This is a genomic window from Mycobacterium sp. NGS56, assembly GCF_059812425.1.
In genome coordinates, this window is the sequence record NZ_JCALCQ010000016.1 from 78726 (window position 1) to 96197 (window position 17472).

At 65.5% G+C, this 17472-nt stretch carries 21 protein-coding genes and 1 pseudogene; 18 read left to right on the top strand and 4 right to left on the bottom strand.

Annotation, left to right across the window (positions count from 1 at the left end; genetic code table 11):
* Nucleotides 1-524: 524 nt before the first annotated feature.
* Nucleotides 525-971 carry a helix-turn-helix domain-containing protein gene (locus AC5Y4F_RS24850; RefSeq protein ID WP_064939214.1) on the bottom strand — a complete coding sequence of 149 codons (447 nt, stop codon included), beginning with the start codon at nt 969-971 and terminating at the stop codon, nt 525-527.
* Nucleotides 972-1108: 137 nt separating this feature from the next.
* Between AC5Y4F_RS24850 and AC5Y4F_RS24855 the strand changes: the two genes are divergently transcribed.
* From AC5Y4F_RS24855 to AC5Y4F_RS24940, 18 genes are all read left to right on the top strand, one after another.
* Complete coding sequence (locus AC5Y4F_RS24855; protein WP_036473353.1) at nt 1109-1840, top strand: hypothetical protein; 732 nt, start codon at nt 1109-1111, stop codon at nt 1838-1840.
* Between the two features lie 207 nt (nt 1841-2047).
* Entirely contained in the window at nt 2048-2398 is a 351-nt protein-coding gene (locus AC5Y4F_RS24860; protein WP_036473351.1) for a hypothetical protein, read from the top strand.
* Nucleotides 2395-2955: a hypothetical protein gene (locus AC5Y4F_RS24865; RefSeq protein ID WP_225337332.1), complete on the top strand. Its 561-nt coding sequence runs from the start codon at nt 2395-2397 to the stop codon at nt 2953-2955. Before AC5Y4F_RS24860 ends, AC5Y4F_RS24865 begins: the two co-directional genes overlap by 4 nt.
* Complete coding sequence (locus AC5Y4F_RS24870; protein ID WP_051641662.1) at nt 2952-3281, top strand: WhiB family transcriptional regulator; 330 nt, start codon at nt 2952-2954, stop codon at nt 3279-3281. The genes AC5Y4F_RS24865 and AC5Y4F_RS24870 overlap by 4 nt, the downstream gene beginning before the upstream one ends.
* Nucleotides 3282-3343: 62 nt before the next feature.
* Nucleotides 3344-3907, top strand: a complete 564-nt coding sequence (locus tag AC5Y4F_RS24875; RefSeq protein WP_225337333.1) for a hypothetical protein — start codon at nt 3344-3346, stop codon at nt 3905-3907.
* A complete protein-coding gene (locus AC5Y4F_RS24880; RefSeq protein WP_225337334.1) occupies nt 3904-4362 on the top strand; it encodes a WhiB family transcriptional regulator in 459 nt (152 codons plus the stop codon). The genes AC5Y4F_RS24875 and AC5Y4F_RS24880 overlap by 4 nt, the downstream gene beginning before the upstream one ends.
* A gap of 214 nt (nt 4363-4576) precedes the next feature.
* Nucleotides 4577-5452, top strand: coding sequence for a DUF6551 family protein (locus AC5Y4F_RS24885; RefSeq protein ID WP_036473344.1), 876 nt, complete (start codon nt 4577-4579; stop codon nt 5450-5452).
* A gap of 42 nt (nt 5453-5494) precedes the next feature.
* Nucleotides 5495-6127, top strand: a complete 633-nt coding sequence (locus tag AC5Y4F_RS24890) for a DUF1643 domain-containing protein (protein WP_225337344.1) — start codon at nt 5495-5497, stop codon at nt 6125-6127.
* The gene (locus AC5Y4F_RS24895; protein WP_051641661.1) at nt 6124-6537 is read left to right on the top strand and encodes a hypothetical protein; all 414 of its coding nucleotides are present in this window, start codon (nt 6124-6126) and stop codon (nt 6535-6537) included. Before AC5Y4F_RS24890 ends, AC5Y4F_RS24895 begins: the two co-directional genes overlap by 4 nt.
* On the top strand, nt 6534-8273 hold the full coding sequence (locus AC5Y4F_RS24900; protein ID WP_051641660.1) for an SNF2-related protein: 1740 nt from the start codon (nt 6534-6536) through the stop codon (nt 8271-8273). The genes AC5Y4F_RS24895 and AC5Y4F_RS24900 overlap by 4 nt, the downstream gene beginning before the upstream one ends.
* Nucleotides 8270-8446 carry a hypothetical protein gene (locus AC5Y4F_RS24905; RefSeq protein WP_176234869.1) on the top strand — a complete coding sequence of 59 codons (177 nt, stop codon included), beginning with the start codon at nt 8270-8272 and terminating at the stop codon, nt 8444-8446. The genes AC5Y4F_RS24900 and AC5Y4F_RS24905 overlap by 4 nt, the downstream gene beginning before the upstream one ends.
* Nucleotides 8443-9180 carry a hypothetical protein gene (locus AC5Y4F_RS24910; protein ID WP_051641659.1) on the top strand — a complete coding sequence of 246 codons (738 nt, stop codon included), beginning with the start codon at nt 8443-8445 and terminating at the stop codon, nt 9178-9180. The genes AC5Y4F_RS24905 and AC5Y4F_RS24910 overlap by 4 nt, the downstream gene beginning before the upstream one ends.
* A 48-nt stretch (nt 9181-9228) precedes the next feature.
* Nucleotides 9229-9489, top strand: a complete 261-nt coding sequence (locus tag AC5Y4F_RS24915) for a hypothetical protein (protein WP_084954305.1) — start codon at nt 9229-9231, stop codon at nt 9487-9489.
* A gap of 758 nt (nt 9490-10247) precedes the next feature.
* Nucleotides 10248-11489 (top strand): oxygenase MpaB family protein, encoded by a 1242-nt coding sequence (locus tag AC5Y4F_RS24920; RefSeq protein ID WP_036473337.1) that lies wholly within the window; start codon nt 10248-10250, stop codon nt 11487-11489.
* Nucleotides 11490-11500: 11 nt separating this feature from the next.
* On the top strand, nt 11501-12880 hold the full coding sequence (dnaB, locus tag AC5Y4F_RS24925; RefSeq protein ID WP_051641719.1) for a replicative DNA helicase: 1380 nt from the start codon (nt 11501-11503) through the stop codon (nt 12878-12880).
* Nucleotides 12881-13179: 299 nt separating this feature from the next.
* Nucleotides 13180-14109 (top strand): DUF2637 domain-containing protein, encoded by a 930-nt coding sequence (locus tag AC5Y4F_RS24930; RefSeq protein ID WP_036473331.1) that lies wholly within the window; start codon nt 13180-13182, stop codon nt 14107-14109.
* A gap of 178 nt (nt 14110-14287) precedes the next feature.
* Nucleotides 14288-15265, top strand: coding sequence for a type VII secretion target (locus AC5Y4F_RS24935; protein WP_081284056.1), 978 nt, complete (start codon nt 14288-14290; stop codon nt 15263-15265).
* Between the two features lie 10 nt (nt 15266-15275).
* The gene (locus AC5Y4F_RS24940) at nt 15276-15581 is read left to right on the top strand and encodes a hypothetical protein (RefSeq protein ID WP_036474318.1); all 306 of its coding nucleotides are present in this window, start codon (nt 15276-15278) and stop codon (nt 15579-15581) included.
* Between the two features lie 457 nt (nt 15582-16038).
* On the opposite strand, the gene AC5Y4F_RS24945 is transcribed toward AC5Y4F_RS24940, so the two are convergent.
* The 3 genes and pseudogenes from AC5Y4F_RS24945 to AC5Y4F_RS24955 all read right to left on the bottom strand — a co-directional run.
* The gene (locus tag AC5Y4F_RS24945; protein WP_499999225.1) at nt 16039-16449 is read right to left on the bottom strand and encodes a hypothetical protein; all 411 of its coding nucleotides are present in this window, start codon (nt 16447-16449) and stop codon (nt 16039-16041) included.
* Between the two features lie 99 nt (nt 16450-16548).
* The gene (locus AC5Y4F_RS24950; protein WP_225337337.1) at nt 16549-17148 is read right to left on the bottom strand and encodes a hypothetical protein; all 600 of its coding nucleotides are present in this window, start codon (nt 17146-17148) and stop codon (nt 16549-16551) included.
* Nucleotides 17145-17472, bottom strand: a pseudogene (locus AC5Y4F_RS24955) (hypothetical protein); the annotation flags it as partial. The gene AC5Y4F_RS24950 and the pseudogene AC5Y4F_RS24955, both read right to left, overlap by 4 nt.

The following is a 17472-nucleotide window of genomic DNA, read 5'->3' on the forward strand; positions in this document are numbered from 1 at the left end:
GCACCGCTGTGTTTTTGTTGGTAGCGTCTGCACCCATACCCACCAGGCCCAGGCAAGGAGACCGCGCCCCGTGAGCGCCTCAGAACCACCCCCAAGGACGCCGGAAAACAGCGCGCCAAAGCACAGCGCCCGTGCATCACGGCCCACTGCCGCAGTCCGCTGGGCACCCCTCGGCGCCACCGCCCTGTGCCTGCTGCTCACCGGCTGGCCCCATTCGCCGACCCGACTCCGCCCCCAGCGATTGTTATCGAATCGTTATTGGCGAGTTGTCGTTTTTTCCTTTGCTCACTTTCGTGACTTTCCGCGTTTGACCTGTTGGAATTTTTCTGTACCCAGCCTCGGTGCCGGGGCAAAGGCATAGGGCGTTCGGAGGACCGATGGGAATGGAAAGGCTCGCCAGCAGGCCCGTTGTGGCTGTGGCTGCTGGTTGCGCGCCGGCCCTGCCCCACACGCAGCTCAGCTGCGCGGCGCGTACCGATCGAGGCTATGTCGACCGCAGGGATTTGCTGGGAGTTGCGACGCCGTTACACCGGGGCGCCGGGAGGCCGTTGGCGGGCGCGCTGGTAGGCCGCTTGGTATTCCTCGACGCTGATTCCGAGCCGTTGTGCGAGCTTGGCCGCGTTGGTGTCAGTGAGTGCCGCGTCGGCGCGTTCGATGCCGCGCAGCGTGGTGGTGGCGATCTTGGCGGCCGCGGCCAGCTCGGGCTGGGTCAGCCCTTTGAGGACACGCCAGTCACCGGGGTAGCGCTCGTCGGCGGGGATGGTCACAACCTGCTCGATCGGAGTGTCGAGGATGCGCATAACGCGGGCAAGCAGATCCACCTGAGGGGTTCCCTTGCCGCCTTCCCAGTTGAAGATGGTCGCCGGCGAGACGTCGGCGACCCGGGCGAGGTCGCTGACGCTGATGCCGTTGTGACGGCGGATCTCGGCGAAGGTCTGTGCGTTGAAGCCACGCAGCACACGGCGCGTCATACGAGGTCTACGGCCTGGCGCGTCATAGCTAGACAGGTTCACCGAGGGCTCCCGAAAATTGTTAATCCTAGTGTCTTACTTTATCGTCTTAGTTTAGAGTATGGTGTGCGTAAGACCGGCTTAATGAGGAGGATTTGGTGAAACTGCCTCACGCACTTGGGCATCGCCCAACGCCTCAGATGCCCTCCCTTGCCGGGTTCGAGCCATGCTTCGCCCCCATTCCCACCTCGCGGATCAAGCAGCCCGCCCAGGCCGTGCGTCCCGTGTACTGGTGGACCACTGAACTGCGCCGGCGCGGCGATCTGCTGCTTGGCGTGCACTTCGATGCCAATCAGCTGGCGGCGCGCGTGAGTGTGCGACTGGCCTCGTATCGCCTCGTCGAGGTGGTGCGCAGCAACGACCACAACCCTGCGCTTCCCCATGACGTGCCCACCCTGCTCGCCGAAGCGGTGTGGCGCCTGGGTGCCCTCGGGTGGACTGAGCAGCTCGACGAGCTCCTGGACCTGCTGCGCGGGCTCGGCTTGATGAACGCGCCGGCGCCGATCCGTAAGTGCGTGGCGCCGATTCCGGGGCGGGTGTGCCAACCCGACCGCGGGGTGCGTATCGCGTACTGGTGGGCGCTGGCGTTGCTGCGCCAGGGGTGGCAGCTGCACGCCTGCGGCGAAGATGTTGCTCGGTTTGGGTTCGTTGCCGAGATTCCGGCCCCGGACGGCGAGCCGAGGCTGGTCGTCTACCCCGGGGATATGGCGCCGGACGGCACCGAGGCCGCGGCGCTGGCCAACCACCTTGTCCGGCTTAGCACCCGCCAACGCCAGCTGGTGCGGCAAGCCATCGCCGACCCTGCGGCAGGGGAAGGACGGATCTTGTGATGTTTCTTGGCGCGCAGGGCTTTTCGAAGGTGGTGGTACGGCTGCTGAGCTAGCTGCGCCCGCCGCGGACGCGGCGCTTTTCGCACATGTCAATAGCGATGACCCTGTCCCAGAAAACAGAGAACCCCCCGAAGGGGGCTAACTCTGGGATTTGGACGACGAAGGTACCAGCTTCGCGCCCAAGGGTCTTCCCCCCTGAAGGAGGAGATGACTTTGCTGAGTCAATCTCAGGGTAGAGGCTACCCATCAGCGGAATCAAGCCTTTCTGCCCTCAATGTCCGTTCCACGGTGCTGACGTGCACCAACACCGGCCTAGACGCGGCCGCAGGGGCCGTCGCCGCCTCCTTGGGCCTCAGTCGGCCCGCATCCGCGGCCTTCGCTGACTGCCCGCTGTGCGGCAAGGAGCCGATCGAGCCAGTCCGGGTGGACGGCCAATGGGCCTGCCGTAGTTGCACCAGCTCCTGCCTGCTGTGCAGCTGGCCGTGCGTGCCTGGCGACGAGGCGTGCGCCGAGTGCATCCGGCACCTGGGCCTGGACCGGCAGGCGGTGCTGGTATGAGCACACCAGCGCTGTTCGTCGAGGCGAGCACCATCGAAGACCTCTCAACACCCGCCGAGCTGATGGCGGCCCCCGCGGGCCCTTACCAGTGCGCCGAGCTGGCTATCTGGGAGGAGTTGACCCGAAGCCTGACCGCCTATCCGCGCATCTGGGGATCGGTCGAAGAGGGCGCGATGCTGCTGGGCGAGGAGGTCGACGAGCTCTGGGAGGACGTACGCGCCAACCGCATCGACCACGCCCGCATTGAGGCTACGCAGGCCGGCGCGATGGCCGTCCGGTTCATCGCCGACCTCTACAACCCCATTGGGCCCGCCGGCGACCGGTGTCGTGCCGCACTGGCCGAGCAGCGCGCCGTGCGCGCGGCCGTGGGCCCCAGGCGCGCCTTGTCGTCGAGCCACGAGGGATTCGGCTTCCTGCGACGCGAATACGACGCGCTGTGGTCAGCGATTCGTTTCGACGATCCCGCCCGGCCCGCTGCCGCGCGAGTAGCCGGCATGGCGGTGCGGTTTATCGCTGAAATTACGAGCACACCAATGGTATTGGGGCGTGCGCGATGATGATGGTGATCCGTGAGCAGCAGTGGCGCAAGCAGGCCGTGTGCTACCTGGAGACCTCGGATGCCCCGGAGTTGTGGACCCCTGAGCATCGGCCCAAGCAGGATGTGCGGGTCCACCTCGAGCAGATGTGCCGGCGCTGCCCCGTGGGGCGGCAATGCGCGGGTGACGCAGTCGCCTCTGGGGCCGAGAGCGGGCTGTATGCCGGCGTGTGGGTGCCCGAGCGCCGCAAGAAAACTCAGTGGGCTCTAGCGATGGCCAGGTTGGGTGAGATCGCTGGCCTGCAGGCGGGTTCAGGTGAGCTCACCGGGCTGGGGGTCTCGGCATGAACGCGACCAAATGTGCACCCCCGCGGCGGCCGCGGCCGCAGTCGCAGGATTTCGCTTCGTTCGTGTCTGCGGTCCGGTTGCATCTGTGCGCTGTGGGTGAGGATCCCGAGACGCGTACGCGTCACGTCGCGGCGGTGTTGGCGTTCACACCCATCGAGCGTGTCGGTCAACGGATGCGGATTCACTTCGAGGACGGGCCCACCGCCTTATGGATGGCGCAGGCTCTGGCGCACAAGGATGTCGAGTTGATCGACGTCGGCGCCGACGGCGGCACGATCGTCATCGCCAATCCGCAAACCGTGTTGGGCCGCTATGGCTTTCGTGATGGTCGGTGGCTGTTCGGGCAGGGCATGCCCGCAGCGGTGGGAGTCAGCCGCGGGGCGGTGCATGCCGCGGCGCATTTCAATCGACAAGGGATGAAGGTGGCGTGCCCGAGCGCGTCGATGATGCTGACGCTCACCGCGGTGATGTCGCGGTTAGGAATCCACGCGAAGCCCACTGACGGGCGCCCGCGCGCCGCGGTCGGCCCGGGCCGTGTTCCTGAGGCGTTGGCGCGGCTGGGTATCGCCGACGTCGGCGCGCAGTATCGGCGGCTGCGTGAGAACACGTTGGGGGACCGATCATGAATGAGGTTGCGACAACACCGAATACGCGATCGATCAACCACCGAATCACCGCGCACCGGATGCGCAATCGTGGCCAGTCACCTGATGCGATCGCCGACTACTTGCGGGTCACTCCCCGCTCGGTGCACCGGTATTTGTCGTTGCCTTGTCCAGAACCGCCGCCGGCCAGCGAGGAAGTGGACTTGGTCAGCTTCGTCTCAAAGGGGGCGTGCGCTGCGTTTCCCGAGGTCGACTGGCTAAGCCGTAGTCCGTTGGTGCAGGCCGAAGCCAAGGCGATCTGCCAGTACTGCCCGGTGTTGGACGAGTGCCGCAGCTATGGGCTGAACAAGGGCCGTGATCAGCGCGGTGTCCTGGGCGGGATGACCATGGCCGAACGTGTCCGTGAGTTGCGTCGCCAACGGCGGCGCAGCGCGCAGCGGCCAGGAGTCGTCGCCGAAGACCAGGGGGCGGCATGAGGGCGGCCGGCGGCACGGCGAGACGAGCGCCGGCGGCGGCGGGCAGCGGGGCACCTGCCGATGGGCATGACGCGTACCGGCGTGGGTTGTGCGTGGACTGCAAAGCCACCTGGCACTCACCGGGCCGGACCCGATGCGATGCCTGCCACGACATCTATGCCGGCGGCGGCGTGGAGCGCACACCGGGTGCGCGGCGAGGAAGGACCACAGCAGCATGACGATGAGTGTGAGTGTCACCGCGGCGGCGGCCAACGCGGGCGGCTACATCGACGCGGTGCGCGTCGAGGAGTTGTTCGTCGATCCGTCCTATCAGCGCGCGGTCGATATGGGCCGGGCCCGCAAGCTGGCCGCCGGCTGGGATCGCCGGCTGGCCGGGGTGATCGAGGTCAGCGATCGCGGTCACGACCACAACCCGCGCTACGCGCTGGTTGATGGCCAACACCGTTGGGAGGCTGCGCGATTGCGTGACCCCCAGGCCACGATGGTGGCCCGCATCCATGAGGGTCTGACGGTAGCTGACGAAGCCCGGTTGTTTGATCGGCTCAACCGGGAACGGCGGCGCCCGTCCACCTGGGATCACTGGCAGGCCCGCAAGGCCAGCGGTGATCCTGACGTGCTGGCGATTGAACGCGTCGTGACCAGTTTGGAGCTGCAGATTCATCACGCACCCAAGGCCGGAAACGTGCGCTGCACCGCGACATTGGAGAAGCTTTTTGCCCTCGGCGGCGCCGATCTCATTCGCGACACCCTGGAATTGATTTTTCAGGTGTGGGACCTGCGCATGGATGCCTACGATGCGCCGCTTGTCCATGGCATCGGCTTGATCCAACACCATCTGGGCGACCGTATCGATCCGGAGCGGCTGGCCGACACCCTGCTGGGTGTGCTTCCGCCGGCCCTGCGCACCCACGCTGCCGCGTTGGGGGAGACCCTGACCGGCACCGCAGGTGTGCGGATGGCGATCACGATCATGGTGCTCTACAACAGGAACCGCCGCGTACCAGGACAGCGTGTCTTGGTCTGCGCGCGCACCTTCGGCGGCGGGGCGCGCAACGCGCGCTCACGTCCCCTGCCAGCCAAAAGCGCCTGAGTCGCAGGGCTTTTCACTCATAAGAGGTGTGTTGTGACATTGATGTTGGATCTTCACCTGCCGCACTGGCATCGCCCCGAGCGCCGAGCGCACTTCTCGTCGGATCGGCGCTACCGGTACTGGCTGAGCTGCCGGCGTGGGCCCGGGCCGGCACTGATGTTCATCTCCTTGAACCCGTCGGCCGCCGACGAGCACCGCGACGACCCCACATCGCGGCGTGACATCGGGTTTGCCGACGGTTTCGGCTACAGCGCGGTCACCTTGACCAACCTGTACGCCGCGCGGGCCACCAACCCCAAAGACCTTGGCGGCATGGATGATCCGATCGGGACCAGCGACGATCCGCAGTACGACAATGACGCTCAGCTCGACGCCCAGGCCGCCGCGCACGACGTGATCGTCTTGGCCTGGGGTGCTGACGCCGACCCGGCGCGGGCCCGGGCCGTGGCCAGCCGGATGTGGCGGATCTGTCAGGCCACCGGCGGCAGCCTCGCCGTACTGGGCTGGACCTGCAGCGGACAGCCGCGCCACCCGCTATATCTGCGCAAAGACACGCCGCTGCAATGCCTGACTGCACGAGCGCACCGCGACATGATCGACGTCGACCCGCGGTGGTCTGCACTGCTGACAGACAGCGATGCGCTCGCTGGGTTCGACAGCGTGGTGGCACAGTGAGCGCGCCGCACTACGCCACGCAAGACACCGCGGCGGATGCGGTGGCAATCGCTGACCATATTGTGGCGGTCCTGGGGCGGCGGATCTACCGTGCAGCGCGCGAGATCGCCCTGCAAGACGGTATCGAACAGGTCTTGCAGGAGCACGACTTTCGGGTTGAGCGGGAATTTCGGCTCACCCAGCGCGACCGGCCCGACTTCCTCGTTGATGGTTGCGTGGCTCTCGAGGTCAAGATGCGGGCCAGCGGTTCGTCGGTGCTGGCGCAGTTGGCCCGGTATGCCGCGCATGAGCGGGTGGGGGCGCTGGTGGTCGCGACGCCGCGGCTGTCCTCGCTGTCGGGGATGCCCGCCGAAATTTTCGGGGTGCCGGTGCGGATGGTCGCGCTGCCGGGGCCGGGGTTGGTGCTGTGACGGCGCGCGTCGTCGGTCAGTACCGGTGGGCCCCGGAAGGGGTGTGGGAGATCGAGGCAGAGCCCGACGTCATGATCCGCATCAAGCGGATCTTTCCGCGGGTTGCCGCCACCACCCGTGGCACGGTCACGCTGACGGGCACTCTCGAGGTCGCGCGGGATTTGGAATGGCTGACCGACCGGTGGCCCATGAAGGCCTCGTTGCAGGATCGCCAGCGGCTGCGGGCGATGGCCGGCGAGCATCGGCGCGCCGAAAGCGCTGTGCAGCATGTTCTTTCCGGCGGCGCGCTGTCGGTCGATGCGGGCCCTGGATGGGTGTCGCCGGCGGTGCCGCTGCGGGGCTATCAGCGCACCGCGCGGGATCTGGTGTGGGCGACCGGCGGGGTGCTGGTTGCCGACGAGCTCGGGATGGGCAAGACGTTCACCAGCCTGGCGCTGTTGGAGCGGCCGCAGGCGCGCCCGGCTCTCGCGGTCACGTTGACCGGCACGATGCCCAAGCAGTGGCGGCGCCAGCTGGCCACCTTCTACCCTCAGCTCACCTCGGTCGAGGTCAAGACCGGGCCGATTCATTCGCTGCGGCGCCGCGGGCGCACCGCGGATCTGATTGTGATGAGTTACTCGAAGCTGGCCAAGTGGCAGCACCACCTCAAAGGTGTTGTGAACACGGTGATTTTCGATGAGGTGCAGGAACTGCGCCGGGACCAATCCGACCGGTATAAGGCCGCGATGACCGTGGCCCGCGAGGCCACCTACCGTGTTGGTCTGTCGGGGACCCCGATCTACAACTACGGCGGGGAGATCTACAACGTCATCGACGTCCTGCGCCCGGGCGCGTTGGGCGACCGCTATGAGTTCGCGCGGGAGTGGTGCCACACCTCGGGGCTGGACACCAAAACCCAGGTGTATGACCCGACGGCGTTGAGATCATATTTGACCTCGCAGGGTCTGTTGCTGCGGCGCACGCTTGAAGAGGTCGGTATCGAGGTTCCGCCGATCATTCCGATCGAGCAGTCGGTGCCGTCGGATCCCAAGGTGCTCAGCGAGATAGAGGGTAATGCGGTTGCGCTGGCCCGGCTGATCTTGGACCAGTCTGCTAACCCTCGCGAACGCTGGACGGCGGCAGGTCAATTCGACTGGATGATGCGTCAGCACACCGGAATTGCCAAGGCGCCGTTTGTTGCCGACTTCGTGGAGCTGCTGTTGCAAAGCGAACAGCGGGTGATCCTGCTGGGGTGGCATCACGCCGTGCATGACATCTGGGCCGAACGGCTGCGCTCCTACCGGCCGGCGATGTACACCGGGCGCGAGACGGACAGGGAAAAAGAGCGGTCCTTAGACGATTTCATGGCCGGTCGGGCCCGAGTGCTGATCATGTCGCTGCGTTCGGGGGCTGGTATCGACGGGCTGCAAGAGGTGGTCAACACGCTGGTATTCGGGGAGCTGGATTGGTCCCCGGGCGTGCACAAGCAGGCCATGGGGCGGCCTGGGCGGCCCGGACAGACCAGGCCAGTGCGTGCCTATTTCGCGACCACCGATTTCGGGTCTGATCCGGTGATGCTCGAGACGCTCGACATCAAGACTTTGCAGGCCGATGCGCTCATCACCGGTTCTGGTGATGGCGTGCGCAAGCCGGCCCCGGATCGGATGACCCCGGAGCGCTACGCGCAGATCAGGCGATTGGCCGCCCATGTGGTGGAGCAGGCCGATCGGTTACCGGCAATGGAGAAAACAGCGTGAGACAGCACGATGGGGCTTCGGTGAATACGGTTGCCGCGCAGCGTCGTCGGCAATTGGTCACTGCGCGAGCTCAGCAGGGCGGGGTTGAGGTCGATCCGCGTTGGCTGTCGCCGCCGTCCGGTGCCGGCGCAGTTGCCGCCGATGCCGCCGACACTGCGACGGTGACCCGATGAGTGGCTATGGCGAATCGCGGTTTGCCATCGCGGCGGCCAGCGATGGATTTCAGTCGCGTTGGCACGCGGTGGATGTCGCCGTTTTCGGGCCTCGCGTCGCGGCAGGTGTCGAAGAATGCTACCGGCCCGAAATCTATGCAGTGTGTGGACAACGCTGCAACCACATCGCCACGCGGTTAGGCCCCTTCACCTACGGCAGCCGTTGGCTGGCCTCGCGGCGCTGCGAGCGGTGCGGCTGGGTGGTGGCGTTGAGCCGAGGCACAGTGGAACAAGAAATCGCGCACTACCTCCCTGATGGCGCGCATCGCGATGTCATCGCCGCCACCGCGGGTGGCTACCCCGATCTGCTGCGGCGCATCTTCGTGGCGATTCTGGCTGATGCCCCGCCCGGGCGAGCTGGTGAGCCTGGGCATCGTTCGGATCTGCTCGCACACGCGGCCCGGCACCGCCCCGTGGTCATGGTCTGCCAGGCCTGCAACGAGAGCTCGAGCGCTGCAACGGCCCATGGCGAGGAGACCCTGTGCTGTCCCGACTCTGCCGTGGTCTGCGCCGAGTGCACGTTCAGTGCTGGGCCGTGGGCGGGGGAGCGCGAGGGCGTGCCGACCGGTGAGTGTGTCGTCGGCGCCCCGTGTTCGGTGCTGATCACCCTGGCCCACCACTACGGCGTGGATGTTGCCGACGGCAGCGATGCCGAGCCGCCGGGGCGCGCATTGTCGATGCCCCCTCGGCTCTGAGGTTCCCGCACCCGGCAGGGGTGCAGCTGAAATCGGAAAGGAGTTCTCATGTCATCCGCCAAGAGCGCTGACGGTGCGGCCACCAAAGGACGACCGTCCGGCCATCGTGGCTGGGTCGTCTGTGATCCCGCTGGCTACCCGTACGCCTGGTATCGCAGTGATCAGGCTACAGAGCCCGCGACGGCCATGGCCCTGCTCGAACCCGACCCCCTTCTGCGACAGCAGATGACCGACGCCGGGTGGTCGGTACGCGTCGGCAGCGGCGTCGACCTAGCGCTCGGCGCCGAGCTGACCAAGGCCACCGCGTGATCTGCGCCCGACCCAACAGCGGGTGCTTGCAACAGTTAGCACCAGGCGGTTGGGGTCCCGGTTGTCCGGCCCGACAACCGGGGCCGACCTGGGCTTTTCCCCACGCCCATGGAGGGGCTAGCGCGCCAGCAAACACGGTTTCGAGGGCGTGGAGCCCTTCGGTGCCGCCGGTCGGCCGCCAGCAAACAATGCGTAGAAATGGTGCTCTACCAGCGGTTTTAATTGGCAAATCGTCGGTGGGGGCAGCTCAGCAAACACGATTTCAGCGACTCCGAGCCCCCGTATGACGCCGAGCTAGAGCCAGCAAACAGGAAAGTTCGTGTCGGTCCGCCTTCATCGGTCAAAGGCATGGTCGGATGAAGCCGACGACTCGGATCAGGAAGCCACGTCGGAAAGGAGGCAATAGCCGCCCAACATCCCCGAACACCAGGGGAGAGACGCCACAAAAAAATAGCGGGACCAGAAAACAGAAACCCCCCGGAAGGGGGATCTGGGAATCGATCAGAAGGTCGAATTCGGAGCGCCAACTCCGAGTTTCGTGAGGTCCGAAGCGCCAACTTCGAATCTCGGTCCCCGTGCTGAACAGGGAGAACTGCGTGACAAGTAGTTCCCAGGGTAGCTCTTACCCAGGACACAATTCAACGTATTCAGGCGAAGTGTCGCAGAAACACCGTCTGAACTGCTCAAAGACGCCACATGTCGGCGCGCGCCGGCGCGGCGGAGGCCGGCCGCAGGAAGTTTGCCGGCATCGACAGCGGGTGACGTTTTCCGACGCCGAAATGGTGCGCGGCCGCGTCGAAACACACGCTGCCCAGCTTGGCCTGCGAGGCGCCCGACGCCACGTCCTGACCGCGGTACTCAAGCTGCTGTGCGGCTGGAGCCGAATCACCGACGACCGGGTAGCACTCGGACAACTCGTCGAGCTCATCGCCGCCGGCGGCGGCCGACGCTACGACCTCAAAACCGTCGGGCGCGCGCTAGCGGCGTTGGCGGCCGACGGGCTGATCGTCTATCGGGCAGCCCAAGGCCGCAACACCCGCGCAATGGTGGCGATCAACGACCAATTCACCGGTGATATCGCCGTGCTCGCCCGGGATCGCGACGGCCGGGTCATCACCTCGGGCAGCCACTGCGAGCCCGATTCGGTCACCTTTTCGCGGCGCCTTCCTTATAAGAACCAATCTCTCTACCCCCCTACCCCCCGCAACGACGAGCAGCCCGACAGCTCCCGACCGGTTGAGGTCGAGGTATCCACCGACGAACTGCGCCAGGTGCTGGCCGGCTTGCCCGAGGTGCTGGCACGGCTGCCCAAGCACCTGAGGTTCATGCTGGGTGCGCAGATCCAAAACCGGCTGGCCGCAGGGTGGTTGCCCGATCAGATCCTCGACAAGCTGCACCGGCCGATGCCGGCGGACCTGCAGCGGCCCTGGCGCCTCGCGCTGTGGCGGCTGCACCACAACGTGCCCGGTGCCGGACCCCGGCTGCGCCCCTTGCAACGCGCCTGGGAGCAGCGGGCCCAACGCCAGGCCCGCCAGGAACAGGAACGCACCACTGCGCACTGGTATGCCCAAGTGGCCGCGGTCACCAGCCCCGCCGGCCGCGCCGAGCTCCTCAAGGCACACGAGGTGAAATTCGGCCGTCCCGTGGACCCGATCGCCGCGCTGGCCGCGGCGGGACGGCGGGCCCATCGGTTGTTCCCGCAGATGCCTTTGGCGGCGGCCTTGACCCGCTGGGCGCACGAAACCCTAGCCCAGTTGACAGCGGAACCCGTTGCGGTCGAAGACATTGCGGCTCCATCCGCTATCGACACCGACCTGCTGATGGACCTGGCGATCAGCGGAGGCTGCCAGTGCATGCTGTGCGGTTCACACCGCGCCACCATGCGCCCCGAACTGCCGCTGAAATCGATGGTGTGTGATCAGTGCTGGCCCGTGATCGCGGCCGAACTCGCCGGGGACCGCGACGAGGATCACGACGGCGCCCAGTGGGTGGCCGCATGACCGATCTCGAGATGCCCACACCGACCCGCGCCCGCCAGCGGCTGCAGGCTTACACCGAGCTCGACGATCGGCGCCAGCCCCCGCAGGACCTCGACGCCGAGCAGTCGGTGCTGGGCGGGATGCTGTTGAGCAAGGATGCGATCGCCGACGTGCTGGAAAGGCTGCGCCCGGTTGACTTCTACCGGCCAGCCCACCAGAGCATCTACGACGTGATCCTGGACCTGTACGGCCGCGGCGAGCCCGCCGACGCGGTAATGGTGGCCGCCGAGCTCGACCGGCGCAGCCTGCTAGCCCGGGTCGGCGGTGCGCCGTACCTGCACACGCTGATCTCCGCGGTGCCCACCGCGGCCAACGCCGGCTACTACGCCGGCATCGTCGCCGAAAAGGCCGTGCTGCGCCGCCTGGTGCAAGCCGGCACCCGGGTGGTGCAGTACGGCTACGCCGGCGCGGACGGCGCTGACATCGCCGAGGTAGTCGATCGGGCCCAAGCCGAGGTCTATGACGTCACCGAAGACCGCGCCTCCCAGGACTATGCGCCGCTGGGCGATCTCATCCAAGACACCATGGACGAGATCGACGCCATCCAGTCCCGCGGCGGACTGACCCGCGGTGTTCCCACTGGATTCGCCGAGCTCGACGACCTCACCACCGGTCTACACGGTGGACAGATGGTCATCGTGGCGGGCAGGCCCGGCCAAGGCAAATCCACTCTGGCAATGGATTTCATGCGATCCTGCTCCATCCACCACAACAGGGCCAGCGTCATCTTCAGCCTTGAGATGAGCAAGTCAGAGATCGTGATGCGGCTGCTGTCGGCCGAAGCGCGGATCAAGTTGGCCGACATGCGCTCTGGACGTCTCAGTGATGACGATTGGACCAAAATGGCGCGCCGCATGGGCGAAATCACCGACGCTCCACTGTATATCGATGATTCACCCAACCTGACCATGATGGAGATCCGCGCCAAAGCCCGCCGGCTCAAACAAAAGACCGAGCTACAGCTGATCGTGGTGGACTATCTGCAGCTGATGACCTCAGGCAAGCGTGTCGAATCCCGCCAGACCGAAGTGGCCGAATTTTCCCGCAGCCTCAAGCTGATGGCCAAAGAACTCGATGTGCCGGTCGTCGCCGTCAGCCAGCTCAACCGCGGGCCCGAACAACGCACCGACAAAATCCCCCAACTCTCTGACCTACGCGAGACCGGTCAATTGGAGCAGGACGCCGACATGGTCATCCTCATTCACAGGCCCGACGCCTACGATCGGGACAGCCCCCGAGGAGGCGAGGCGGACCTGATCGTCGCCAAACAACGAAATGGGCCCGCCCCAAGAACTTTGACAGTCGCGAGCACCCTGCACATGTCAAGTTTTCGCGACCTGGCCCGCAGCTGAGTTCGTGGTGGTGGTCTTCGACGACCACGACGGGCGAAAGGCTCATTGAAGGTGGTCACATCGAACTCCATCGCGGCCAGTGCAGGGCCGAAGCGGCACAGGACTGAGCCGCGTTATCCCCACCAGGTGCGCTATCCATCGACGGTGTCCGTTCGGGCTGTTACCATCCGGCCAGGCAAGGCTGCGGTCAACTAATCAGATTGTGCTACAGCTGATTCCGAGCGCGGACAATGTCGTCCGCGGCGTTGTACCCCTCAGGTGTCACCCCAGAGACGGAATAACGAGAACTGAGAAACCCCATGACAGTGCTTGATAACGATGCTCCGGCCCGTAACGGGGCAGACACCGCCGAGCACCTGCGGTCCGCTTCGTCGTGGCCAGGACCGGCGCCCGCGGAGCTTGCGCTCGAGGCGAAGCCGTCGCGGACCCTCGCCCAAAGCGATGTCGTCAAACCCGACGCCACCCGGCGCCACGCAGTGTGGTTTTTCTGGATGTGGTTGCTGTTCGCCACCGTGGTTTCCATCGGCGGCAACGTGATTCATGCGTGGATGACTGCGCCGGCTCCCCACTTGAAGCTGCTGGCCTCGATCGCGGCCGCCGTTCCGCCCGCGATCCTGCTCGGGTCGACGCATTCGGTGGCTCTACTGATCAAGAACCGTCGACACGGCTACCGCCGCGTCGACGCCGCCGTGCTGGGCGCTGCGCTGCTGCTGATGGCGGGTGTCGCCGGCTGTGCGTTCGCGATGTCGTTCGTGTCTCTGCGGAACCTCATGATCTTGGTCGGTATGAGCGCAGGTACGGCGTGGCTGTGGCCGATCGGGGTCGACATGTCGCTGATCTGCTCGACGTTGGCGTTGCTGACCCTGGCCTCCCCACGTAACGGCGGTGAGGGTATCGAGACGCCGGCTGGTGCGACAGTGCCGCTCTCGCCGGCCGCCGGCACTGTCAGCAGCGGCCCGCGATCCGAGGCCGAGCGGCGGCTCTGGTGGGAATCCATCGCCGCAGTCATACGCGAGCAGAACAGCGACGTGCGCAAGATCGGCGAGCTGCCCACCACGCAGCTCGCCGAGATCTTGCACCGTCTCTACGACAAGAGAGATTCCAAACGGGCGGTATGCGCCGACCACGACCTGCACCACCGCGACGTTCGCACCATCACACACACCGCAGACGACGTGCTGGCCCGGCTCGCTGCCATTCCGTCGACGGACGGGACCAACCAACTCTGACTCGGCGCGCTGCTGCAGGCAAAGGCAGTGCAGCACCGCATCTGCTGTGGGACGTGGCCCGCGACGTGCGCCTCAACCGCCGATGGTCAGCGGTTTACCCTGTCCAAAGCGCGCAGTAGGCTGAAGCCGGCCCGAGCGCAGACACGGCCGCGGGCAAAGACACCATGGGGGGGTGGACATGGCGGAGCTAAACGCCAACCCGGCTGACTTGTTGCGGTTCGCTGACGCCTACTCTGAGCTGGCCCAGCGTGCAGCGCAGATTTCACCGCAGGCCGTCACCGAACTACAGCGGGTCATGCAGACTCACGGGCCGATGGGCTACCCCACGGCGGTGGGCATCGCCGCCGGCCTGGCCAAGGCCGAGGGCCCGCTCCAGGCCAAGGTCGCCGACTTCAACACCTACTCGCAGCGCTTCACTGAGCACAGCGCCACCTACACCAAGGCCGACCAGACCGGCGCGCAGGCACTGGACAACGAGTTCCGCCCCGTCGACAACAAGGACGCTGCGAACGACCCCGACCAACCCCAGCCCGCGATCGACCCCAGGAATCCCTTTGTGGGAGACGAACGATTCGGTCACTGGCAAGACATCGTCCCGCCGCCCTACGTGGGGAAAACTCCGCCGCCGCCCTGGACTGGACACCGCCCCTGGAAAGGCCCTTCGCTTGAGGGCGGCCCCACAGGCTTCTATCCGCCCGGCGGCAAAACATGGGCCGATGACAACGCTCCGCCGTTCGCCTACCTGCAAGAACAATATCGCTTCCGCATCTCAGGTGAGGACTACACGCACTACACCCGCACTGACCCCGTTGACGGCCACCAGCAGCAATGGGTGCAGTACACCTACGAGGCTCAAAAATGGACGCAGGGCACAATCGCCGGGCCGGCATGGGCCCCTAAAGCCCCCAACGAGATCACCGGCGAGCTGGGCGGTACCAACACCGGCGGCCTCTCAGGCATCAGCCCGCCGGCATACCGAGGTCCATGGGAGCCGATAACTCTTCCGCAAATCGCGACACTGTCGGCAGCGAACCCCAGCATTCACTACTACATGCCCGACGACTGTGGTTTCCAGTTCTCCTTCCTCAACGGCACTGCTACAGGCGGAAATTCAGGACTTGGACCCATCATGCCCAGCATGATCGCCGGGCCCTAAGGACGTCTCGATGAAGAACGTGGGTGAGTATTGGTGGATTTTGCCAGTGCTGTTGTACTTCATTCTGCTTGCGGTCGTCATGCGTCGCGGAATGTGGGCAACAGTGGGACAGAACATCTACTGGGTCGCCACTTGTGTACTGGTTCTTCTGATTCCGACAAAGCCCTCGCCCTCGAGCTACGTTCTGGCGGTACTCGTCGTGCTCAACCTGTGGATCTACAGGTGGTCGCTACGCAAAGGAACTTTCGTACTCGAAAGAGCGTCGAACAACGTGGGACCAATGACTCATCAGACCTCCGAGTCGGATGAAGTGTGAGCGACGCGGCCGTGGCGAAATCTCCACTCGCACTGAGGAACTCAGGCAGTAGAATGACAGCATTGAACCGCATCCAATGGGTGGCCTTCCTGGGGACGGGCCTCGCCGCCGGAGTCGGATTCTGGTTCGTGGTGACTTTCACCCTCGCCGCCGCCGGATTGTATTTCTACGCCCTGCATATCGCCTCGTACGTCGCAGTAATCCTGTGGCTGAAGCCATCCGCACGCAGCCACCTACAGAATCGCGCCACTGCTGATCGGCGTCGGATTGATGGTGAGCTACTTCGCCGTCGCTTGGACTGCTGCTCACGCCTGAGCATCCACACCACCGGTTTGCCGCCCAGTAACCTCATCCGTGAGGCGAATGATGGTTGCGCGGCGGCAGCGGAAAGAACGCTGCCCGAACGGCATTCGACCCCCAGGCCGAGAGGAGCCAATGCAGGCCGCAGGAGCGTGCCCTAGGCGTGGGTACCTTGACTTTGTGCCGGCGGGTCGATCCAGGGATAGGTCACTGCGAGGTATTCGTCGCGCGACACAACGAGGGTGGGTGCAGGTGTCGACATATCGACGTAGTTATGGCCGGCGCGGCCCTTCTGGCTCAAAACCGTTAGGTCAAGGGAGATCTCGTCCGCTTTGGCCGGGTCAAGTTGCCAATTGACGTGCGTTGGGTCAAGGGTGATATCGGCTGCGCCGGCGCTGATGACGAATTCGTGGGTCACGCTGTCGTGCTCCAAACGCGACGACCCTCGCTGGATGGCGTCGTTGAGTGCGGCGCGGAAAGTGTCGAGCCCAGGGCCGTCCAGAGTCAGCAACACCGCATCGTGCCCGTAATCAAAGCGGGGCAGATAGTTCACGCGAATTATGTTCATGGGATTATCCAGGCACCTAGTTGAGTGTCGTTGTTGAATGATACCGAGGCGCAAAGACAAGACGGACGATGTGTGATTTCTTCATCGCGCAGCGCGGGCTCATAATCTCGGATCGTGCGGACGGTCGATGCTGGCAAGTAGCGAGCGGTACAGGTTTTCAGTCAATGCGGCGCACTCCGCGGCTAAGGCCGACTGGGCGTCGGCGCCAACGACAACGGCTTGCTCGATGAGTGCCCCGCCGCCAGCGCTGTTGACGACGTAGTTGTTGAAGTGACTGAGAACCTGGCGGTTACCGGTGGTTAGGCGGCCCGAGGCCCGGGTGGCGACGATTGCGTATTGCGGCGGTACGTCGACCGGGTGAGCGCTGATCTCGGTTGCCTGACTGTCGCGCAAGATGCGGTCGGCGTTACGTAGAACAAGTGCTTCTGGCACCGTGCCCGGTACCCGGTACAGGTTGAGGACCTCGCAGCCATCCCAGTGGTTGGTGCTGTTCACGCGGCGAAGCAGCAGACGCGTCACCGCGGGGGCGTCAGCGTCGGCGATAGCCCACGCGGAGGGGACGGCGAGTGCCGGCAACCAGAGGTGCAGGTGTGTGGAGGCCACATGTTGCAAGGGGCCGACGTGCTGGGCGATTTCTTGTGCCAGCGACGACACCGCGGTGGGATCAAACGCGGTCGGCATGGGGGAAACGTCGTTCATGCGATGGCCACCGCGCCCAGGAGGAGCAACAGAAGTAGCCCGCCGCCGGCCACCTCGGTTTCGGCGGGGCTCGGCGGTGGCACGTCGATGTGCGGCGGGCTGATGTGGGGGATCAAGCTCGGCGCCGGCGGCGGGGAGGATGCCGGGGGTGGCGCCGGCATGGTGGCGCCGGGGAACGGCGCCAACAACGGATTCTGTGGTGGCCCGATCACGCCCGGCGGTGCGGGCGCATTCGGATTGAGCAACCACGGCGGCAGACCGGAGATGATCGAGGGGCCGCTGACTGGAGGTAGCCCGCCAATGGGAACGTTTTCCCAGTCAGAG